Below are 18,728 nucleotides of genomic sequence, written 5' to 3' on the forward strand. Positions count from 1 at the left end.
GCCGGCAGGGCGCTTACTCCAGCGCGCCCTTGACCGCCGCCAGAGCGTCGCCGCCGTCCTTGGTCGTCACGCCCTCGAGCCAGACGTCCAGCACGTCTGTGTTGGCCGAGAGCCACGCGGTCGCCGCCGCTTCGGGGTCTTCGCCCTCGTCGAGGATCGCCCCCATGATCTCGTTCTCCATCTGCAGAGAGAAGGCCAGGTTTTCCAGCAGCTTGCCGACATTCGGGCATTCCGCCACATAACCCGCGCGGGTGTTGGTATAGACCGTTGCGCCGCCCAGATCCGGGCCGAAGAAGTCGTCGCCCCCGGTCAGGTAAGTTAGGTCGTAATTGGCGTTCATCGGGTGCGGTTCCCGGGCCGGGAAGACCACCGGCTCCTCGCGACCGTCGGCGCGCCCGATCTGCGCCAGCATCCCCTGCTCCGAGCTTTCCTTGACCTCGAAGCCCTCCAGCCCGAAGGCATTGGCGTCGATCAAGTCGATGATCAGCCGGTTGCCGTCGTTGCCCGGCTCGATACCGTAGATGGTCTGGTCCAGCGCCTCGGCATGCTCGGCGATCCCGGAAAAATCGTCGATCCCCAGCGCGGCGCCGGCGGCATTGGTGGCCAGCGTGTACTTGGCGCCTTCGAGGTTGGCGCGCACGGTGTCGACGGTGCCCGCCTCGCGGTAGGGCGCGATATCGGCCTCCATCGTGGGCATCCAGTTGCCAAGGAACACGTCGATGTCGCCCTCGGCCATCGAGGTATAGGTGACGGGCACCGACAGCACCTTGATGTCGGTCTCGTACCCCAGCGCCTCCAGCACCACGGTGGTCGCGGCGGTGGTGGCGGTGATGTCGGTCCAGCCCACGTCCGAGAAGGTGACGGCGTCGCAGTCGGCCAGCGCGCCCGAGGCGATCAGCCCGAGGGCGGTGGTCAGCGTCAAGGTGGTCTTCATGGCGGTCTCCTTGTGGATCGGTCTCTGGCGCGCAGTGAACGCCCAAAGCCCGGGCATTGCAACCGGCGCATGGGCTGCGGGGCCGAAGTCTTCGACGAAGACTTCGGGCGCCGGCAAAGTCTTCGTCGAAGACTTTGCCCCCCTCGCCCCTGCCCCGTGCCTGTGCGATGCTCTGCCGGAACACCGCAGGGAGAGCGCAGAATGGCAGACCTCGAAACCCGCATCGCGCAGGGGCGCGGCGATCAGCCCGCCGATCTCGTCCTGCGGGGCGAGCCGGATCTTCGACCTGATGACCGGCGATCTGCTGGAGGGGGACGTGGCGATCTGCGACGGCGTGGTGGTGGGCATCCTCGACCGTTACGAGGGGCACAGGACCATCGACGTCTCTGGGCTGATCCTGGTGCCCGGCTTCATCGACACCCACCTGCACATCGAATCCTCGCTGGTGACGCCATTCGAGTTCGACCGCTGCGTGGCGCCGCGCGGGGTCACCACCGCCATCTGCGACCCGCACGAGATCGCCAATGTGATCGGGGCGCCCGGCCTCCGCTACTTCCAGGAGGCCAGCGCCCATACGCTGATCGACATCCGCGTGCAGCTGTCCTCCTGCGTGCCCTCGACCCACATGGAGACCGCCGGGGCCGAACTGGATGCCGCCGCGATTGCCGGTCTGATGGGCCATGCCTCGGGTCTGGGGCTGGCCGAGTTCATGAACTACCCCGGCGTCATTCACCGAGACCCGCAGGCGATGGAGAAGCTGCGGCTTTTCGAGGGCGGCCACGTGGACGGCCATTGCCCGCTGCTGTCGGGGCGGGATCTGAACGCCTATGTGGCGGCGGGCATCCGCACGGAACACGAGGCGACCTCTGCCGAAGAGGCGCTTGAGAAGCTGCGCAAGGGCATGCGGGTGCTGATCCGCGAAGGCTCTGTCTCGAAGGACCTGCACGCGCTGCAACCGCTGCTGTCAGAGCGGACCGCCCCCTACATGTGCCTGTGCACCGACGACCGCAATCCGCTGGATATCGGCGAGCACGGCCATCTGGATTACATGATCCGCGAGCTGATCCGGCTGGGCACCCCGCCGCTGGCCGCCTATCGCGCCGCCTCGCTCTCTGCCGCCGAGGCCTTTGGCCTCAAGGACCGGGGCCAGATCGCGCCGGGCAAGCGCGCCGACATCGTGGCGGTCCGGTCGCTGGAGGCCTGCGACGCGCAGCTGGTGCTGGCGGCGGGCGTTCCGGTCGACGAGGCGGCCTTTGCCCGGCGTGGCCATGTGGCGCCGGTCGGGCGGAACTCGGTGAAGGCGCCAAGGGTGTCCGCCCGCGACTTCCGCGTGACGGCCAATCGCAGCGAGACCGATGTGATCGGCATTCGCGAGGGACAGATCCTGACCGACCACCTGCACGAGGACATCCCCATCGCCGATGGCGACAAGCACCCCGATCCCGCCCGCGACCTTGTCCGGATCACGGTGATCGAGCGGCACGGCAGGAACGGCAATATCGCCAGCGGTTTCGTGCGGGGCTTCGGGTTGCAGGCCGGGGCCATCGCCTCGACCGTCTGCCACGATCACCACAATATCGCCTGCGTCGGGATCGACTATGCGGACATGGCCGTGGCCGCCAACCGCCTGTCCGAGATCGAGGGCGGCTTTGTCGTGGTCCGCGACGGGGTGGTTCTGGCCGAGCTGGCGCTGCCGGTGGCCGGGCTGATGTCGCTGGAGCCCTTCGAGACCGTGCGCGCGGCGCTGGAGGACCTTCGGGCCGCCGCGAAATCGCTTGGCGTCACGCTGGAAGAGCCCTTCCTGCAACTGGCCTTCCTTGCCCTGCCGGTGATCCCCGCGCTGAAGATCACCGATCGCGGCATGGTCGACGTGATAAAATTCGAGATCATCGGCTGAGCCGCCCGCCCCTTTCCCCGAGCCACCGCGCCCCCGCCGCGTTTTCGGAACCGGCACGCCCCGGCGCAGGGCGCTTGCCGGACCGGGGGTTGAAGACCGGCCCGGGGCGCGCTGAGTGTCTGCGGCACCCTGTACCGGGCCGCAACAAGGCCCCCCTGGCGTCAGATTGTCAGGCGCCGGGCGGCATCCTGCCCGCGCGGGCGGACTGTCGGATGGTCCTTTTGGGGGCCTAGGGCGCCGGGCAGCGGATGTAGTGCAGGGCGTCCGGCGCGGCGCCCTCGCCCAGTTCCTGCCGCATCAGCCCCTCGCCGCCGTCCCGCAGGTCCAGAAGCAAGGCCCGCTGCCAGGTCTCTCCCTCGCCGCTGAAGACGAATACCCCCTCCAGCCGCGTTTCCGAGCGGTCGTCCACCCGGGCCAGCGTGGCGCGGCTTTCGTAGAAGGCCAGCGTGTCCGCCTGCACCACCATCAAGCCCTTGGCGTCGTCGCGCCGCGGGTCGCAATCGTCCGCCACAAGGCCCCAGCGCCCCTGAAGGGCCAGCGGCACGCTGCGCGGTATATCCAGCTCATCCGCCGGAAAGCAGGCAGAGAGAAGTGAGGCGAGAATGACGGCGAGGCAAGCGCGGATCATGCCTCATAAGGGCATGAAACCGCGTGCGTTTCCAGAGGTTTTTGACCCCGGCACCGGGTCCGCGCCGGGATCGGGGCCCCGGCCCGCTGCGGCGCCCCTCTACCAAGGGTAGAAAACCATACCAAAATGCACGCGGCCTTTCGGTCACAGACGCTGCAGCAGCTCCGGCGTCGGCCATGCATCGGCGGGCAGGCCAAATTCGCGCTGGACATCGCGGACCGCTGCCCGGGTGCCGGCCCCGAGGATGCCGTCGACCTCGCCCACGTCGTAGCCCCGCTCGGTCAACTTTGCCTGCAGCCGCTTCATCTGGTCGCCCGACAGGCCCGGCGCCGGATTGCCCGCGTCATAGACCGGCGCGCCCTCCAGCCGGGTGCCGAAATAGGCGGCGGTCAGCACATAGGTAAAGCTTTGGTTCCACTCAAAATAAACCCGGAAGTTCGGATAGGCGATGAAGGCGGGGCCGTCCTTGCCCTGCGGGATCACGATAGAGGCCTCGAGCCGCCCGTCGTCCAGCTGCCCGTTGCGCGCCCGCACGCCCAGCTGCTCCCACTCGGCCACCGTCTTGGTCGCATGCATCCCGGTGTCGTACCACTCCAGGTCGCCGGGCAGCACCACCTCCTGCAACCACGGCTCATTCGGGCGCCAGCCGAGATGCGACAGCATCTTGGCACCGGACAGCAGTGCATCGGGCGCCGATGTCTTGAGCGTGACATGCCCGTCGCCGTCGCCGTCGACGCCGTTTTCAAGGATGTCCTTCGGCAGCATCTGCACCATGCCGATCTCGCCGGCCCATGCGCCGGTGGTGGTCGCCGGGTCGAAATCGCCGTTCTCGTACAGCGACAGCGCCGAGAAGATCTGCGGGCGGAAGATCTCGGGGCGGCGGCAGTCATGCGCCAGCGTCACCAGAGCGTTCAGCGTGTTGTAATCGCCCTGAAAGGCGCCGTAATCGGTCTCGAAAGCCCAGAAGGCCAGCAGCACCCCGCGCGACAGGCCATAGTCCTGCTCGATCCGGGCAAAGACGCTGTCGTGGCGTTCTGCCATCTGGCGGCCCTTGTCCAGCCGCGACTGCGAGATCAGCTTGCGCGAGAAGGTGATGAAGGGGTCCTGAAAGATGCCCTGCCGCCGGTCGGCCTTCAGCACCGCATCGCTTTGCGACACGCCCGAGAGGAAACGCTCTGCCGTCTCGGGGGCATGGCCCAGCGTCACGGCCTCGGCCTTCAGCCCCTCGACAAAGGCGTCGAAACCGCCGCCGCAGGGGGTCTCTTGCGCGTGCAGGGCGCCGGCCGCAGCCATGGCCCCCATCAGGATCGCGATCCGCATTCTGGTGTCCTCGTTCTCTGCTCTGGCCTGCAGGATAACGCAGGCCACTGCGGGGGCAAGCGCCGCGCATCGGCAAGAAGTGACCGACCGTTCAGGGTTTTGCGCGGCAGCCAGCGCTACCGTTAACCATTTATTCATCGACATGAACGCACCCTGATCATGGAAGAGGTGACGAGCCGAAGTCAGGAGACCATGGTGAACGTGCTGATCGTCGGGGACAACCGCCCTCTTGTGGGTCTCTGGGCCCGGTCGCTTCGGCGGGCCGGGGCACGGGTTGCGCTGGCCGACACCCCGGAGACGGCGGCGGACCTTCTGGCCGACCGGCGCTTCGACATCCTGATCCTCGACATCGGGCCGGAACCGGGCTGCGCGCTCAGCGTCGCCGACATGGCCCAGTACCGCCAGCCCGAGGCGCGGATCATCTTCGTGACCTCGTCGAGCTTCTTCTCCGACGGCTCGATCTTCACGCTTTGCGCCAATGCCTGCGCCTGCGTGCCCTCCGGCACCGCGCCCGAAGACCTTGCGCATATGGCCGCGCATTACGCGCGCCCATCGCCGCCCGGGGCACGGACAGGCTGACCCCCGGCCCTCTTCGCGCTGCCGCACCACGACCCGCGCGACGGGCCCGGCGCCGGTCGGATCAGGCCGCGGCCAGCCGCTCTCGCCCGTGCGGGGCGTCGAAATCGGGCTGCGGCCCGATGGGCACGATCCGATAGGGATTCACGCTTTCGTGGCTGTAGTGGTAGTGCCGTTCGATATGGCCGAAATGCACGGTCCCGGCCACGCCCGGCCACTGGTACAGCTCGCGGGTATAGGCCCAGAGGTTCGGGTAATCGACGATCCGCCGCCGGTTGCACTTGAAGTGCCCGTGATAGACCTTGTCGAAGCGGACCAGCGTGGTGAAGAGCCGCCAGTCGGCCTCGGTGATGCGGTCGCCCATCAGGTAGCGGTTCCGGCCCAGCCGCTCTTCCAGCCAGTCGAGACTGTCGAACAACGGATGCACGGCCTTGTCGTAGGCCTCTTGCGTGGTGGCGAAACCGGCCTTGTAGACGCCGTTGTTGACGGTGTCGTAGATCCGCGCGTTCACTGGCTCGATGGCATCGCGCAGCGCCTCCGGCCAGTAGTCGTCGCGGTTGCCGGTCAGCCCGTCGAAGGCGGAATTGAACATGCGGATGATCTCGGCGCTTTCGTTCGACACGATGGTTTCGCCCTTGCGATCCCACAGCACCGGCACGGTGACATGGCCCGAGGCCACGGGGTCCGCCTTCAGGTAGACCTCGCGCAGGTAGTCCAGCCCGTAGAGGCGGTCGCCGGTGGCGTCGTCATAGGCGTCCGACAGGGTCCAGCCCTCCTCCAGCATGTCGGGATGCACGACAGAGACGCCGATCAGGTCGGTCAGCCCCTTCAGCGCGCGCAGGATCAGCGCGCGATGCGCCCATGGACAGGCATAGGAGACATAGAGGTGATAACGGTCCGCCTCGGCCTCGAACCCGCCCTCACCGCTTGGCCCGGCGCTGCCGTCGGCGGTGATCCAGTTGCGGTACTGGGTGCTCGACCGCTTGAAAGCACCGCCCTTGCTGCGCTCCGCGATCGACTGCTTCTTCCATTCACCCTTGTCGAGATGGCCCATGACGTCCTCCGTATCCGTTGGACCAGAGGTAGCGTCAGGCCGCTTCTGTGCAAACGGGCAAGCCCGCACGCCCGGTTGCGCATCCGCGCACGGAACCGGGCCTCAGCGCTGGCGGAAGGTCTGCCAGACCCAGATCAGCAGCAGCGCCCCCAGCACCGCGCCCACCAGCCCCGCCAGCGCGCCGGTGATCGCCACGAGGAAGCGGATCGCAAGGCCGCCGATCAGCGCCCCGCCGATCCCGATCAGCACGGTCTGCACGATCCCGGCCTCCATCCGCATCAGCCGGGTGGCGATGAACCCGGCAGCGGCGCCGATGATGATCAGCAAAACGACAGGCATGGCTATTTCCTCCGCCAATGGGTGGGCACGATGATCAGCGCCCCGATCGAGGCGGCGATGGCGTTCAGCCCCGGAGAGCGGAAGCCCACGCCGAACATGATCTGCACGAAGTAGAACAGGAAGGCGCCGCCGACGCAGATGATGATGCTGGGCAGCACCCCGTTGCGGGTGAAACCGCTGCGCTCCGAGGCGTAGCCGACGATGCCCGCGATGACGACGGTGCCGATGAGAACGGGAAACATGGGGCTCAGCCTTTCGGGATCGGGCGATGGCCGGACAGAAGCAGCCCGCGCAGGATACAGGGGGCCACCGCCGAAGGGCAAGACGCGGAGCCCATGGCTCAGCCCCCAGCCCGTCGCCCGGGGCCACCGGGTGTCCGCGCAGGAAGGTCTCTATGTCCTGCGCCGCCTTGCCCGCCCGCTGCGCGCGGGTGATGCGCACCGCGCCCGCGCCGCAGGCCACGGCGAACTGCGCGTCCAGCGCCGTGCCGGGCGCGCCCGCACCCGCCACGACCTCGGCCCCCAGCAGCTTCAGCCGCTCGCCGTGATGCAGGGTCCAGGCCCCCGGAAAGGGCGCCAGCCCGCGGATATGGGCCGAGACCTCCTGCGCGGGCCGCGTCCAGTCCACCGCCGCCTCGGATTTGTCGATCTTGGCGGCATAGGTCACGCCCTCCTCGGGCTGCGGCGCGGGCAGCAGGTCCGGCAGGCGGTCCAGCGCCTCGACGATCATCCGCGCGCCCATGTCCGACAGCCGGTCATGCAGGCCCCCGGTGGTCTCGGTCGCGCCGATGGCGGTGGCCTCGCGCAACAGCACCGGGCCGGTGTCCAGCCCCGCCTCCATCTGCATGATGCAGATGCCGGTCTCGGCATCGCCGGCCATGATCGCGCGGTGGATCGGCGCCGCCCCGCGCCAGCGCGGCAGCAGCGAGGCATGGATGTTCAGGCAGCCCTGCGCGGGCGCATCCAGCACCGCCTGCGGCAGGATCAGCCCATAGGCCACGACCACCGCCACATCGGCCCCCAGCGCGGTAAAGGCCTGCTGCTCCTCGGCAGCGCGCAGGCTCTCGGGATGGCGCACCGGCAGGCCCAGCGCCTCGGCCCGCGCCTGCACCGGCGTCGGGCGCGGCTTCTTGCCCCGCCCGGCGGGACGCGGCGGCTGGCAGTAGACGCAGGCCACCTCGTGCCCGGCGCCCACCAGCGCCTCCAGCACCGGCACCGAGAATTCCGGGGTTCCCATGAAGATCACACGCATCGCAGCCCTCCTGACAGGCCCCCTGCTTGCCCCGCGCCACCGGCAAGGGCAACCCCGCCGAACCGCGCCCGGCTTCTCTGGTCCGCAAAATACCTCGGGGGGCGAGCCTCGGCGAGCGGGGGCAGAGCCCCCTCCCTGCGGTCCCGGGTCAGCCCCGGCGCAAGACAGGGCCCCGGCAAGGCCGCCGCTAGCCGGTCAGTTTCTTCGCCCGGCGGATCAGCATCTCGCGCTTCGTCCGGCTCAGCCGGTCGAAATACATCCGGCCCGCAAGATGGTCGATCTGGTGCTGCACGCTCGTCGCCCAAAGCCCGACGAAATCGCGCTCCACCACTGCGCCGCTGTCGTCCATGAAGCGGACCGTCACGGCGCGCGGGCGCTCGACCTTCGCCGAAACGCCGGGCAGGTTCGGCGAGGCTTCCTCGTGGCTGCGCGGCTCGATGCTGGCATGCAGCACCTCGGGATTGGCCATCAGCACCGCCTGCCCGCGCGTATCGGAGGCATCGACAACCGCCAGACGCCGCATCACCCCGATCTGCACGGCGGCCAGACCGACCCCCGGCATCGCCTCCATGGTGTCCACCATGTCCTTCCAGATCGCGCGCACGTCGTCGTCCACCACCGCGACATCCGCCGCCACTGTCTTCAGGCGCCTGTCCGGCCAGGCCACGAAGGGACGCACGGTCATGGGTATACCTCCGCTGCAACGGGCGCGGGGAAGGCCCTTGCAAGGGCCTTCGGCCCGCCCGCCGTGACCGACCGCAGACCGCTCATGCGCCGTACTCCACCAGCAGCGCATCCCGGGCCGCGGCGCCCAGCCGGTCGAAATGCATCACCCCGTCCAGATGGTCCAGCTCGTGCTGCGCCACCCGCGCCTCGGCGCCCTCCAGCGCCACCTGCCGCGCTTCGCCCGCCGCGTCACGGTAGCCCAGAACGATGCTGACGGGCCGTTCGACCAGCGCCGCCACACCGGGCACCGACAGGCAGCCCTCTTCGCCCATGGCCGTGGCCTCGGAGGCAGAAATCACATGCGGGTCGATGCAGGCGCGCGGGGTCTTCTCGCCGCGCTTCCAGCCCGCATCCATCACGAAGACCCGCAGCATCGCGCCCACCTGCGGCGCCGCAAGGCCCCGCCCGGGCGCGGCGTACATGGTTTCGAACAGGTCCGCGATCAGCGTTCGCGCCGCCTCGAGGTCTGTGACCGGTGCGCAGGGCCGGGCAAGGCGCGGATCGGGCCAGCGCAGGATCGGCTCGCAGGCTCACGCCTTCTCCCTCGCGCGTTCCTTCTTCAGCTTGACCATCTTGCGGGTGATCATCTGTCGCTTCATCGCGCCGAGGTAGTCGATGAAAAGCTTGCCGTCGAGGTGGTCGATCTCGTGCTGCACGCAGGTCGCCCAGAGCCCGTCGAAGGTCTCTTTCTGCAATGCCCCGTTCAGGTCCATCCATTCCACGTCCACCACCTTCGACTCGCTCGACCTCGGCATATTGGTCGGGGATCGACAGGCAGCCCTCTTCGTAGACATTGCGCTCGTCCGAAGAGGCCAGGACCCGCGGGTTCACCATGACCAGCGGGCGCGGCGGCCCGTCGTCTTCCTTGACGCAGTCGAGCACGATCAGCCGCGACAGCACACCGATCTGCGGCGCGGCAAGACCGATGCCGGGCGCCTCGTACATGGTTTCCAGCATATCGGCGGCAAGAACCCGCAGGTCGTCCGAGACGTCGTCGACCTCTGCACAGAGCTTCTTCAGCCGGGGATCGGGGTGGATCAGGATGGGGCGCTTCATGGCTCCGATCTAAGGCGCCCCGCGCAGAATCGCAACAACCCGAACCATCTGTCCGTTGCCCGCCCCGAACCGGCAGGGAAAACCCTTCTGAAGTGGGCATGAAAGGGGCAGATGACCCGGGCTTTGCGCATGATTGTCGTCCCCGGGCTGACCTGCGGCGCCCTGGGCATCGGTATCTCCGCCGCGACCGGTGATGCGCTGACAGGGGGCCTGCCGATCCTCCCGGGCCTCGGCACGGCTGCCCGGTTACGGCGGCCCATGCCCGCGCAGGGGGCCGTGGACAGGCCTGGCCCGGGCAGGTGCTGCTGGCCTCGGGCGGCAGGCTGTTGGCGGCGCGCCTCCGGACGGGCCTTGCGCGGCCGGTTGCGCGCCGCCACGCGGGTGCGGCAACGGTCACCGGGGGGCTGGCGGGACTCTGCGGTTTCCTGCACCACGGCGCGCCCTCGTTGGCAGAGGCCGCGATGACCGCCCGCGCCGCCCGGCTTGGCGCCACCGTCACGCTACAGGCTGCGCTGATCGCCGGGCTGATGGCTATCCCGACGCCCCGCTGGTGGCGGGGGCGCAGGGCGGGCCGGGGGCCGCCCCGCCGGGGCTGCTCTCTGGGGCGAACGCAACCACTGTACTGACCGCCCGCGCCGGGTATTGAGGGCGCCACCCTGTCGCGCCAAAGCCCGAAACGCCGCGCCATGTGGGCCTGCATCGGGCCCACCGGGACATCGCCCGACAGCCCCCCGCCTCTGCCCCGCCGCGCTGATCCATGCGCACCGCAGGCATTTGCTCTTGCCCTTGCCGCGCGGCCTTGAAACCAATGGGCCAAACGACACGAGGTATCCCATGGCCCCCCTGACCCCCGACTTCGACGAGGAAATCGACCGCTTCGGCACCCACTCCAGCAAGTGGGACATGATGCAGCCGCTATACGGCGTGCCCGCCGAGGACGGCCTTGCCATGTGGGTGGCCGACATGGACTTTCGCCCGCCCGCCTGCGTGCAGGCCGCGGTGCAGCGCATGGCCGACCACGGGCTTTACGGCTACTACGGCGACGATACCGGCTATCGCGACGCGATCCGCTGGTGGATGCAGGAGCGCCACGGCTGGGCAGTAGAGCGGGACTGGATCTTCTCGACCCATGGCCTTGTGAACGGCACGGCGCTTTGCGTCGATGCCTTCACCCGGCCCGGGGATGCGGTTGTCCTGATGACGCCCGTCTACCACGCCTTTGCCCGGGTCATCCGCGCTTCTGGCCGCGAGGTCCACGAATGCCGGCTGGCGCTGAAGGACAACCGCTACACCATGGACTTCGAGGCATGGGACGCACAGATGACCGGCGCCGAGACCATGCTGGTGCTCTGCTCGCCCCACAATCCCGGCGGTCGGGTCTGGACCCGCGAGGAACTGCAGGGCGTCGCCGATTTCGCCAAGCGCCACGACCTGATCCTCGTCTCGGACGAGATCCACCACGATCTGGTGATGCCCGGCCAGAACCATACCGCGATGGCATTGGTGGATGACAGCATCGCCGACCGGCTGGTGATGATGTCCGCGACCACCAAGACCTTCAACCTCGCGGGCACCCATATCGGCAACGTGATCATCGCCGATCCCAACCTGCGCGCCCGCTTCGCCGCACGCATGGCGGGTCTGGGCCTGTCGCCCAACAGCTTCGGCCTGTTCATGGCCGAGGCCGCCTATTCCCCCGAAGGCGCCGCCTGGGTGGATGCGCTGGTCGCCTATCTCGACGGCAACCGGCGCCTCTTCGACGACGGTGTGAACGCGATCCCCGGCCTTGCCTCGATGCCCTTGCAGGCGACCTACCTGTCGTGGGTCGACTTCTCCGGCACCGGGATGGAGCGGGCGGAATTCACCCACCGGGTCGAGCAGGGCGCCCGCATCGCAGTCAACCACGGCCCGACCTTCGGCAGCGGCGGAGAGGACTTCCTGCGCTTCAACATCGCCACTCCCCGCGCACGCGTGGCCGAGGCGGTGAAGCGGCTGCAAGAGGCCTTCGGCGACCTGCAATAACGTCCGGCGCGCGCCGACCCCGGCACAGGCGCCTGCAGCAAAATGCGCGCCTGCCGTGGCGGCCCTGCCCGGGGTCGGCAAGGCCCGGGTGGGCCGTGGTTCCCGGGCGCGCAGCCGACCGGTAGCGCCGCCGCCATGGCCCATCCCGGCCTGCGCGACCTTGGGCATCGCCCCCCGGGCGGCGCGGACAGGGCGCCGTCTCAGGGCCGGTGGCGCGGCGGGCGCGGCTTGTAGACCGGCAGCGCCCAGCCAAAGGCCATGCTTCCGGCGCGCAACGCGAAGGTCACCCCCGCGCAGGCCAGCGCGGGCAGCGGCGCGGGCAGGCCGAGCGCCTGCACCGCGACCCGGCCCCCGAGCCCGCCAGAGCGCAGGTGACGTACAGCTCGCCCTGCCGCAGCACGAAGGGCACCTCGTTGCCCACCACGTCGCGCATCAGGCCGCCGACGCAGCCGGTCACGATGCCCATCACCAGCACGATCGGCAGGGGCTGGCCAAGGCTCGACGCCACGCCCGCCCCCGCCGCGACGGCCACCGACAGGGCCAGCGCATCCAGCCAGAGGATCGCCTTGAAGCGGCTTTCCAGCCGGTGCGCGGTGAAGAAGACGATCAGGGCCGCCGCGCAGCACAGCGCCAGATAGGTCGGATCGCCCATCCAGATCGGCGCCCGGTTCAGCAGCACGTCGCGGATCGTGCCGCCGCCCAGCCCGGTCAGGCAGGCAAAGAAACAGAAGCCCACGATATCCAGCTGCGCCCGGCTTGCCACCAGCGCGCCGGTCAGCGCGAAGATCACGACCGAGGTGTAATCCAGAACCGCCAGTGCCGTCATGCCGCCTCCTCCGCGCGCTGCATCCCCCGGCGCCCCAGATCCACGGACCCCGGGCGCCGGGTCATGCTACCCGCAACGCGGGCAGGCGCGCCAGAACCCCGAGGCCCGCGCCCCGCGCACCGGGCTGCGCCGCCGCTGGCCCGCAGCGCAGCGCAAGCAGGCTGCGCCGCCCTCCCTCCGGGGCCGGGTCGCCTCCGCCCCCTCCGCGACACCGGGTTCCGGTCGCCGGACCGCTAGCCCTTGCCGCCCTTGAAAGGCGCCATGCCCTCGCGCGCCAACTCGTCCGCGCGCTCGTTCTCGGGGTGGCCCGCATGGCCCTTGACCCACTCCCATGTCACGTCGTGACGGGCCTGCGCCGCGTCCAGCCGTTGCCACAGCTCGGCATTCTTCACCGGCTTCTTCGCGGCGGTCTTCCAGCCGTTGCGCTTCCAGCCGTGGATCCAGCCGGTCACGCCGTTCTTCACATAGGCCGAATCCGTCACCACCGTGATCCGCGAGGCCCGCGACAGGGATTCCAGCGCGTGGATCGCCGCCAGCAGTTCCATGCGGTTGTTGGTGGTCTGTTCCTCGCCACCGCTCAGGGTGCGTTCCTTGACGACCGTAGCGCCATCCATCGCGCGCAGAAGCACACCCCAGCCGCCGGGCCCCGGATTGCCCGAACAGGCCCCGTCCGTATAGGCGAAAAGCTCAGGCATCGGCGCGCACCACGACAGAGGGTTGGACCTCTCCGGCCAGCCCCTTGCCCTCGCCTTCCCAGCGGTCGACGGGTGTCAGCCCGGCCTCGCGCAGCAGCGCCTCCAGCTCTCCGACCGCGTAGTATTCGTAGTGTCGCCCCAGCGCATCCCGCGCCCCGCCGCTGCCCAGCTTCATGCCAAGAAACAGCACACCGCCCGGTTTCAGGGCGCGCGCAATGGCCGCCAGATGCCCCGGCAGGGCCGCGCGCGGGGCGTGCAGCAGGCTGAAATAGGCCCAGACACCGTCGTAATCCGCCACCGCCGTCAGGTCGTCGAAACGTGCCAGCCGGGGGGCGATGCGGTCATGTTCGGGCACCATGCCCAGCACCGCCTCTGCCGCGTCCCGGGCATCGACCTGATGCCCGGCTTCGGCGAAATGGACCGCGTAGGCGCCCGGCCCGCAGCCCAGATCCAGCACCCGCCCGGGCGGCGGGCAGGCGTCGAGGAACCGCGCCCCGGCCTCGTCCGACAGCGCGTAATCCGCCATCATCCGGCGGTAGTCCTCGCCCCGTGTGTTGTAGACCCCAAGGGTCAGCGGATCGCTCATCGCTGCCTCACTTTCCTTGCGCCGCTCCCTACGCCAGCGCCACGCGCAGGACAACCGCCCTGCCCGGCCCCGTCGGCGGCGCGCGGCCCCTGACGCGGTCGCAGGATGGTCCATGAAACCCGGAAGCGGGGCTTTCTTGGCCGGACGCCTAGAAAGCGGGGCACAGACCGCCCTCGTACCGGTCGGTGCTTGACGGTCAGGCCCGCTCGAAGGCCAGTTTCGCCCCGAGCCCGGCGAAAGAAGCGGCAAAGACGCGCCGCAGCCGGGCCATGGCACGGGGGCTTTCCACCACCCGCGCCCGCAGCCAGCCCGCCGCCAACGCATAGACCGCCATGACCAGCCCGGTGATGGCGACGAAGGCCAGCCCCAGCTCTACCAGCATGGCCGTCGCCTGCGGCGCTCCCGCCGGGATGAACTGCGGCAGGAAGGCCATGAAAAACATCGGCAGCTTGGGATTCAGCAGGTTCAGCACCATGCCGCGCCAGACGATCCGGCCCGGCGGCAGCGGCTGGCTTTCGGCGCGGACTTCCAGCGCACCGCGCCCCTGCAGGGTGCCCCAGGCCATCCAGAGCAGATAGGCGACGCCTGCGTATTTCACCGCCGCAAACAGCAGGGACGAGGTGTGCAGCACCGCCGCCAGCCCGGCCAGCGCGGCAGCCAGATGCACCGCCGTCACCAGCGTGCAGCCCAGAGCCGCCCAAAGCCCGGCACTCAGGCCCCGCCCCAGCGCCATCGACAGTGTGTAGACGACGCCGATGCCCGGAGCGAGGCAGACGATCAGGGCGGTCAGCAGGAAAGCGGCGGTCATGGCGGATCTCTCTTCACGATACCCCGCCAAGAGGCCCGGCGCGCGCCATCCTGTCAACCGTGCCGCGCGGTGGAGCGTGGTTTTCACGCCTCCGGCCACCCCACAGCGGTCCGGTTGACGGGGCGTGCCGCTCCCCTGTGCGGAACCCTCTGGCACAGGCCTAGCGGCGCCGCGCGCGGGATCGTGTTTTCGGCCTCCGGCCACGCGGCAGGCGGCCACACGGTCGTCCGTTGGGTGACAGCCCGGGAAGCCCGCGCCGTCTGGTCCGGCACAGCCCCCCGCCCCGAACCGTGGACATCCGGCCCCGGCCATGTCGCGGGCGGGCGCCCGGGCCTTCCAGCCTTCTGCCCCACCGCAAAGCCGCGTCAGGAGCGGCGCGTTGCCAGTTCCGGCCCGGTGCGGAAGAAACTCACGTCATTGGTAAAGACGCTCGACGGAGCCAGCCGGATCAGGCGGCCCGTCGGGGACTCGATGCGGGCGACGTTTTCGATGAACCAGGGGTTCCAGTCCTCCTGCGGGCCGAGGTAGCGCCGCAACAGGCGCCGGAACAGCGCGGGATCCATGGGAAGCACCTCGGCGCGACCGCGCAGGCCAAGGTGGCGCAGCACCCCGCCCGCGTTGTCGTATTCAACGATCTCGACAGAGACGCGCGGATCCTGCGCCACCCGCCGCGCCGAACTGCCGTCCTCGTCCGACAACATCCACAGGGCGCCCTCTTCCCAGGCGAACCAGACCGGCGCGGTGCGGGGCGCGCCATCCTCGGAAACCGTGCCCAGCATGGCCATCAGCGGCAGGCGCAGGACGTGTTCGGGATCGAAGGGGGTCGGCATGGCGGGCTCCTTTTCGGCGTCCAGTGACGCAGGCCCCGATAGCCCTGTCAAGCCGCCCGCAGCGCCGGACAGGACCGTGCCGCAGGGAGGAAGGCACCTCGCCTGCGGCACGAGACACCGGCGCCCTGCCACACCCGGGGCCCTGCCGGGACGTCGGCGCCTCTGGGCGCCTGAGGGGGTCGGCGGGACACCAAAGGGCGGCGCCAAACCGAAGTGATGGTGGCTTACCCCGAGGGCCGCCACGGGTCTCTGAGGGCGCGCATTGGCGGACCGTGGCGGTGGCGGGCTCCGGGACCGGCGTGTCCGGGCGGGCGCCCTCAGGCCGGTTCGCGCAGCACCCGCGGGACCTTGAACTCGACGTTCTCCTGCGCGGTCTCGACAACCTCGACCGTCACGTCGAAGCGCGCGCGGAAGGCGTCGACGACCTCGTTGATCAGCACCTCGGGGGCCGAGGCCCCGGCGGTGATGCCCATGCTCCCGATGCCCTCGAGCGCGCGCCAGTCGATGTCCGAGGCCCGCTGCACCAGTTGCGCATAGCCGCAGCCCGCCCGCGCCGCGACCTCGACCAGACGGCGCGAGTTCGACGAGTTCGGCGCCCCCACGACCAGCAGCGCGTCGCAGTTGGGCGCGATGGCCTTGACCGCCTCCTGCCGGTTGGTGGTGGCGTAGCAGATGTCTTCCTTGTGCGGGCCGACGATGGCCGGGAAGCGCGCCTGCAAGGCCGCGACGATGTCGATGGTGTCATCGACCGACAGCGTCGTCTGGGTGACATAGGCCAGCTGCCCCGGATCGCGCACCGCGACGCTGGCCACGTCATCGGGGGTCTCGACCAGCAGCACCTCTCCGGCGGGCAACTGGCCCATGGTGCCGATGGTCTCGGGGTGGCCCGCATGGCCGATCATGACGATCTGCAGGCCCCGCTCGTGGTGGCGCGCCGCTTCCATGTGCACCTTGGAGACCAGCGGACAGGTGGCATCGACATAGATCATCTCGCGCCGCGCGGCCTCGGCGGGGACGGCCTTGGGCACGCCATGGGCCGAGAAGATCACCAGCCGGTCCGGCGGGCATTCGTCCAGCTCTTCGACGAAGACGGCGCCCTTGGCGCGCAGGTCGTCCACCACGTATTTGTTATGGACGATCTCGTGGCGCACGTAGACCGGCGCGCCCCATTTCGAGAGCGCCATCTCGACGATCTTGATCGCCCGGTCGACACCGGCGCAAAAGCCGCGCGGTGCGGCAAGGTACAGGGTCAGCGGGGCAAGCTGGGGCTGGGTCATGGCAACACTCCTTGCCCCCGCAGGTAATGGCTGGACCCCGGCCCGTCCAGCCCCGTGGCGCCCTTGCCGGCCCTTCCCCGCCCCCGGACCGGCGGGGCCGCTGCCAGGACGCCCCCACGGAAGACCCGCGGCGCAGGTCGGCCCGGGCGGCCCCCTAGCGTCCTACACAGCCCTGCCCCGGCCCCTGAACCGTGAAACGTCACCCCCGCTTGCGGACCCGCCCCGCATCCCGGACCGCCCGGCCCCACGGTTTTGTGACTGGACCTTCCCGCGCTGGAAGCCCCGATCAGCCTTTCGCCCAAAGGAGACCCAAGCCATGCGCCGCGCCGCCCTCGTCCTCGCCCTCCCCCTCGCCAGCCTTGCCGCCCCGGGCCTTGCCGGTGGCCTGCTGCCCTATACCGACCCCGACCGCGTGGCCGAGGGGCGGACCCTTTACGCCGAGCAATGCGCGGCCTGCCACGGGGCCGACCTGTCCGGAGAGGCGAACTGGCGCGAACAAAACGCCGACGGAACCCTGCCCGCGCCGCCGCATGACGAGACCGGCCACACCCGGCACCACCCCGACGCGCTGCTGGTGCGGATCGTCACCGAGGGCACCGAGGCCATCGTCGGCGGCGACTACCGCTCGGCGATGATCGGCTTCGGCGATATCCTGTCCGAGGACGAGATCCTGAACGTGCTGGCCTATATCAAGAGCACCTGGCCCGACGAGATCATCGAGGCCCATGACGCGATGAACGCACGCGCGCCCGGCTGAGGCGCCGTTTTCCTGCAAGGAAAACGAGGCGGATTTTTTGGAAAAATCCGCCGCCCTACAGAAGCCGGTCGAGAGCCCCGGCCAACACGAGGTAACGCCCCGTCTTGGCCACCGCGACCAGCGCAAGGAATGTCCAGAAGGGAGTGCGCATGACCCCCGCGACCACCGTGATCGCATCGCCCGGGGGCGCCCAGCTGAGCAGCAGCGTCCAGAGACCCCAGCGCCCGTACCAGTCCTGCGCCCGCGCCATCTGCCCGGCGCTGGCCGGGAACCAGCGGCGGTGCTTCAACCGCTCCGCGCCCCGGCCCATCCAGTAATTGACCACCGATCCCAGCGTATTGCCGATACTCGCCACCGCCAGCATCCAGCCCAGCGGCGCGGCTCCGGCGGCCTGCATCGCGGCGAAGACCACCTCTGACTGGAACGGCAGCAGTGTCGCCGCGCCGAAGGCGGCAAGGAAAAGGCCGCCCAGTCCGGCGGCCTCATCCCACATCGCGGGCACCCCTCATCCCCATGAAGGCGCCCGGCGACTTACTCGCTCGATGCCGCAACCTCGAAGTTGCGCTCCACCTGCTGCTCGCGCGGCGGGCGGCTCGATGACCTCGCGCAGCTCGTCCAGCTCGATGAAGTTGTCGGCCTGGCGGCGCAGCTCGTCGGCGATCATCGGCGGCTGCGACCGGATGGTCGAGACGACCGAGACGCGCACGCCCTGACGCTGCAGCGACTCCACCAGCGGGCGGAAGTCGCCGTCGCCGGAAAACAGCACGATGTGATCGACGCGCGGGGCCAGTTCCATGGCATCGACCGTCAGCTCGATGTCCATGTTGCCCTTGACCTTCCGGCGGCCCTGGCTGTCGGTGTATTCCTTCGCCGGCTTCGTCACCATGGTGAAGCCGTTGTAGTGCAGCCAGTCCACCAGCGGACGGATCGGCGAATATTCGTCGTTTTCCAGAAGCGCGGTATAGTAGAAGGCCCGCACCATTTTCCCGCGGCGCGCGAATTCCTGTCGGAGCAGCTTGTAGTCGATATCGAACCCAAGCGCCTTTGCGGCAGCGTATAGATCTGACCCATCGATGAACAGCGCGAGCCGTTCGTCTTTGTAAAACATGAAATGTCCTTTCGTAGAATGCAGCCGCCCCAGAGTGC

At 69.4% G+C, this 18,728-nt stretch carries 17 protein-coding genes and 5 pseudogenes; 5 read left to right on the plus strand and 17 right to left on the minus strand.

Features of this window, described 5'->3' with window-relative positions:
• Positions 1-13 precede the first annotated feature (13 nt).
• Positions 14-934 (minus strand): choline ABC transporter substrate-binding protein, encoded by a 921-nt coding sequence (choX, locus tag ABFB10_RS04760; protein ID WP_347165623.1) that lies wholly within the window; start codon positions 932-934, stop codon positions 14-16.
• 201 nt (positions 935-1,135) lie between these two features.
• On the opposite strand from choX, the pseudogene ade reads away from it, so the two are divergent.
• Positions 1,136-2,831: pseudogene (gene ade, locus ABFB10_RS04765) on the plus strand (adenine deaminase).
• 229 nt (positions 2,832-3,060) lie between these two features.
• Here ade and ABFB10_RS04770 read toward each other — a convergent pair.
• Complete coding sequence (locus ABFB10_RS04770; protein ID WP_347165624.1) at positions 3,061-3,375, minus strand: hypothetical protein; 315 nt, start codon at positions 3,373-3,375, stop codon at positions 3,061-3,063.
• A 228-nt stretch (positions 3,376-3,603) separates the two neighbouring features.
• Positions 3,604-4,779: a lytic murein transglycosylase gene (locus ABFB10_RS04775; RefSeq protein WP_347165625.1), complete on the minus strand. Its 1,176-nt coding sequence runs from the start codon at positions 4,777-4,779 to the stop codon at positions 3,604-3,606.
• A gap of 159 nt (positions 4,780-4,938) precedes the next feature.
• Here ABFB10_RS04775 and ABFB10_RS04780 point away from each other — a divergent pair, with 159 nt between their 5' ends.
• Positions 4,939-5,358: a response regulator gene (locus ABFB10_RS04780; protein WP_347165626.1), complete on the plus strand. Its 420-nt coding sequence runs from the start codon at positions 4,939-4,941 to the stop codon at positions 5,356-5,358.
• Between the two features lie 61 nt (positions 5,359-5,419).
• On the opposite strand, the gene ABFB10_RS04785 is transcribed toward ABFB10_RS04780, so the two are convergent.
• From ABFB10_RS04785 to def (ABFB10_RS04810), 6 genes and pseudogenes are all read right to left on the minus strand, one after another.
• The gene (locus ABFB10_RS04785; protein ID WP_347165627.1) at positions 5,420-6,409 is read right to left on the minus strand and encodes a glutathione S-transferase family protein; all 990 of its coding nucleotides are present in this window, start codon (positions 6,407-6,409) and stop codon (positions 5,420-5,422) included.
• Positions 6,410-6,750: 341 nt separating this feature from the next.
• Positions 6,751-6,990 carry a hypothetical protein gene (locus tag ABFB10_RS04790; RefSeq protein WP_023851257.1) on the minus strand — a complete coding sequence of 80 codons (240 nt, stop codon included), beginning with the start codon at positions 6,988-6,990 and terminating at the stop codon, positions 6,751-6,753.
• Between the two features lie 103 nt (positions 6,991-7,093).
• Positions 7,094-7,999: pseudogene (gene fmt / locus ABFB10_RS04795) on the minus strand (methionyl-tRNA formyltransferase); the annotation flags it as partial.
• 187 nt (positions 8,000-8,186) lie between these two features.
• Positions 8,187-8,684 carry a peptide deformylase gene (gene def, locus ABFB10_RS04800; protein WP_347165628.1) on the minus strand — a complete coding sequence of 166 codons (498 nt, stop codon included), beginning with the start codon at positions 8,682-8,684 and terminating at the stop codon, positions 8,187-8,189.
• A gap of 82 nt (positions 8,685-8,766) precedes the next feature.
• Positions 8,767-9,243, minus strand: a complete 477-nt coding sequence (gene def, locus ABFB10_RS04805) for a peptide deformylase (protein ID WP_347167932.1) — start codon at positions 9,241-9,243, stop codon at positions 8,767-8,769.
• A gap of 12 nt (positions 9,244-9,255) precedes the next feature.
• Positions 9,256-9,781: pseudogene (gene def / locus ABFB10_RS04810) on the minus strand (peptide deformylase).
• 326 nt (positions 9,782-10,107) lie between these two features.
• Between def (ABFB10_RS04810) and ABFB10_RS04815 the strand changes: the two are divergent.
• The gene (locus ABFB10_RS04815; RefSeq protein ID WP_347165629.1) at positions 10,108-10,407 is read left to right on the plus strand and encodes a hypothetical protein; all 300 of its coding nucleotides are present in this window, start codon (positions 10,108-10,110) and stop codon (positions 10,405-10,407) included.
• A gap of 208 nt (positions 10,408-10,615) precedes the next feature.
• Positions 10,616-11,803 (plus strand): MalY/PatB family protein, encoded by a 1,188-nt coding sequence (locus ABFB10_RS04820; protein ID WP_347165630.1) that lies wholly within the window; start codon positions 10,616-10,618, stop codon positions 11,801-11,803.
• Between the two features lie 200 nt (positions 11,804-12,003).
• On the opposite strand, the pseudogene ABFB10_RS04825 reads toward ABFB10_RS04820, so the two are convergent.
• The 6 genes and pseudogenes from ABFB10_RS04825 to ispH all read right to left on the minus strand — a co-directional run bounded on the left by ABFB10_RS04825 (position 12,004) and on the right by ispH (position 16,825).
• Positions 12,004-12,629, minus strand: a pseudogene (locus ABFB10_RS04825) (trimeric intracellular cation channel family protein).
• 233 nt (positions 12,630-12,862) lie between these two features.
• Positions 12,863-13,324, minus strand: coding sequence for a ribonuclease HI (rnhA, locus tag ABFB10_RS04830; protein WP_347165631.1), 462 nt, complete (start codon positions 13,322-13,324; stop codon positions 12,863-12,865).
• A complete protein-coding gene (locus ABFB10_RS04835; protein WP_347165632.1) occupies positions 13,317-13,910 on the minus strand; it encodes a class I SAM-dependent methyltransferase in 594 nt (197 codons plus the stop codon). Before ABFB10_RS04835 ends, rnhA begins: the two co-directional genes overlap by 8 nt.
• Before the next feature lie 196 nt (positions 13,911-14,106).
• The gene (locus ABFB10_RS04840) at positions 14,107-14,718 is read right to left on the minus strand and encodes a LysE family translocator (protein WP_347165633.1); all 612 of its coding nucleotides are present in this window, start codon (positions 14,716-14,718) and stop codon (positions 14,107-14,109) included.
• 365 nt (positions 14,719-15,083) lie between these two features.
• Positions 15,084-15,548, minus strand: coding sequence for a pyridoxamine 5'-phosphate oxidase family protein (locus ABFB10_RS04845; protein ID WP_347165634.1), 465 nt, complete (start codon positions 15,546-15,548; stop codon positions 15,084-15,086).
• Between the two features lie 317 nt (positions 15,549-15,865).
• Positions 15,866-16,825, minus strand: coding sequence for a 4-hydroxy-3-methylbut-2-enyl diphosphate reductase (gene ispH, locus ABFB10_RS04850; protein WP_347165635.1), 960 nt, complete (start codon positions 16,823-16,825; stop codon positions 15,866-15,868).
• Positions 16,826-17,141: 316 nt separating this feature from the next.
• Between ispH and ABFB10_RS04855 the strand changes: the two genes are divergently transcribed.
• On the plus strand, positions 17,142-17,582 hold the full coding sequence (locus ABFB10_RS04855; RefSeq protein ID WP_347165636.1) for a c-type cytochrome: 441 nt from the start codon (positions 17,142-17,144) through the stop codon (positions 17,580-17,582).
• A gap of 55 nt (positions 17,583-17,637) precedes the next feature.
• Here the strand turns inward: ABFB10_RS04855 and ABFB10_RS04860 are convergent, their stop codons facing one another.
• Together ABFB10_RS04860 and ABFB10_RS04865 are read right to left on the minus strand one after the other, a co-directional pair.
• Positions 17,638-18,075, minus strand: coding sequence for a YqaA family protein (locus tag ABFB10_RS04860; RefSeq protein WP_347165637.1), 438 nt, complete (start codon positions 18,073-18,075; stop codon positions 17,638-17,640).
• Between the two features lie 38 nt (positions 18,076-18,113).
• A pseudogene (locus ABFB10_RS04865) lies at positions 18,114-18,690 on the minus strand (LabA-like NYN domain-containing protein).
• Between the last annotated feature and the right edge of the window lie 38 nt (positions 18,691-18,728).

Source organism: Ponticoccus litoralis (assembly GCF_039769985.1).
Classification (GTDB): Bacteria; Pseudomonadota; Alphaproteobacteria; order Rhodobacterales; family Rhodobacteraceae; genus Ponticoccus; species Ponticoccus litoralis.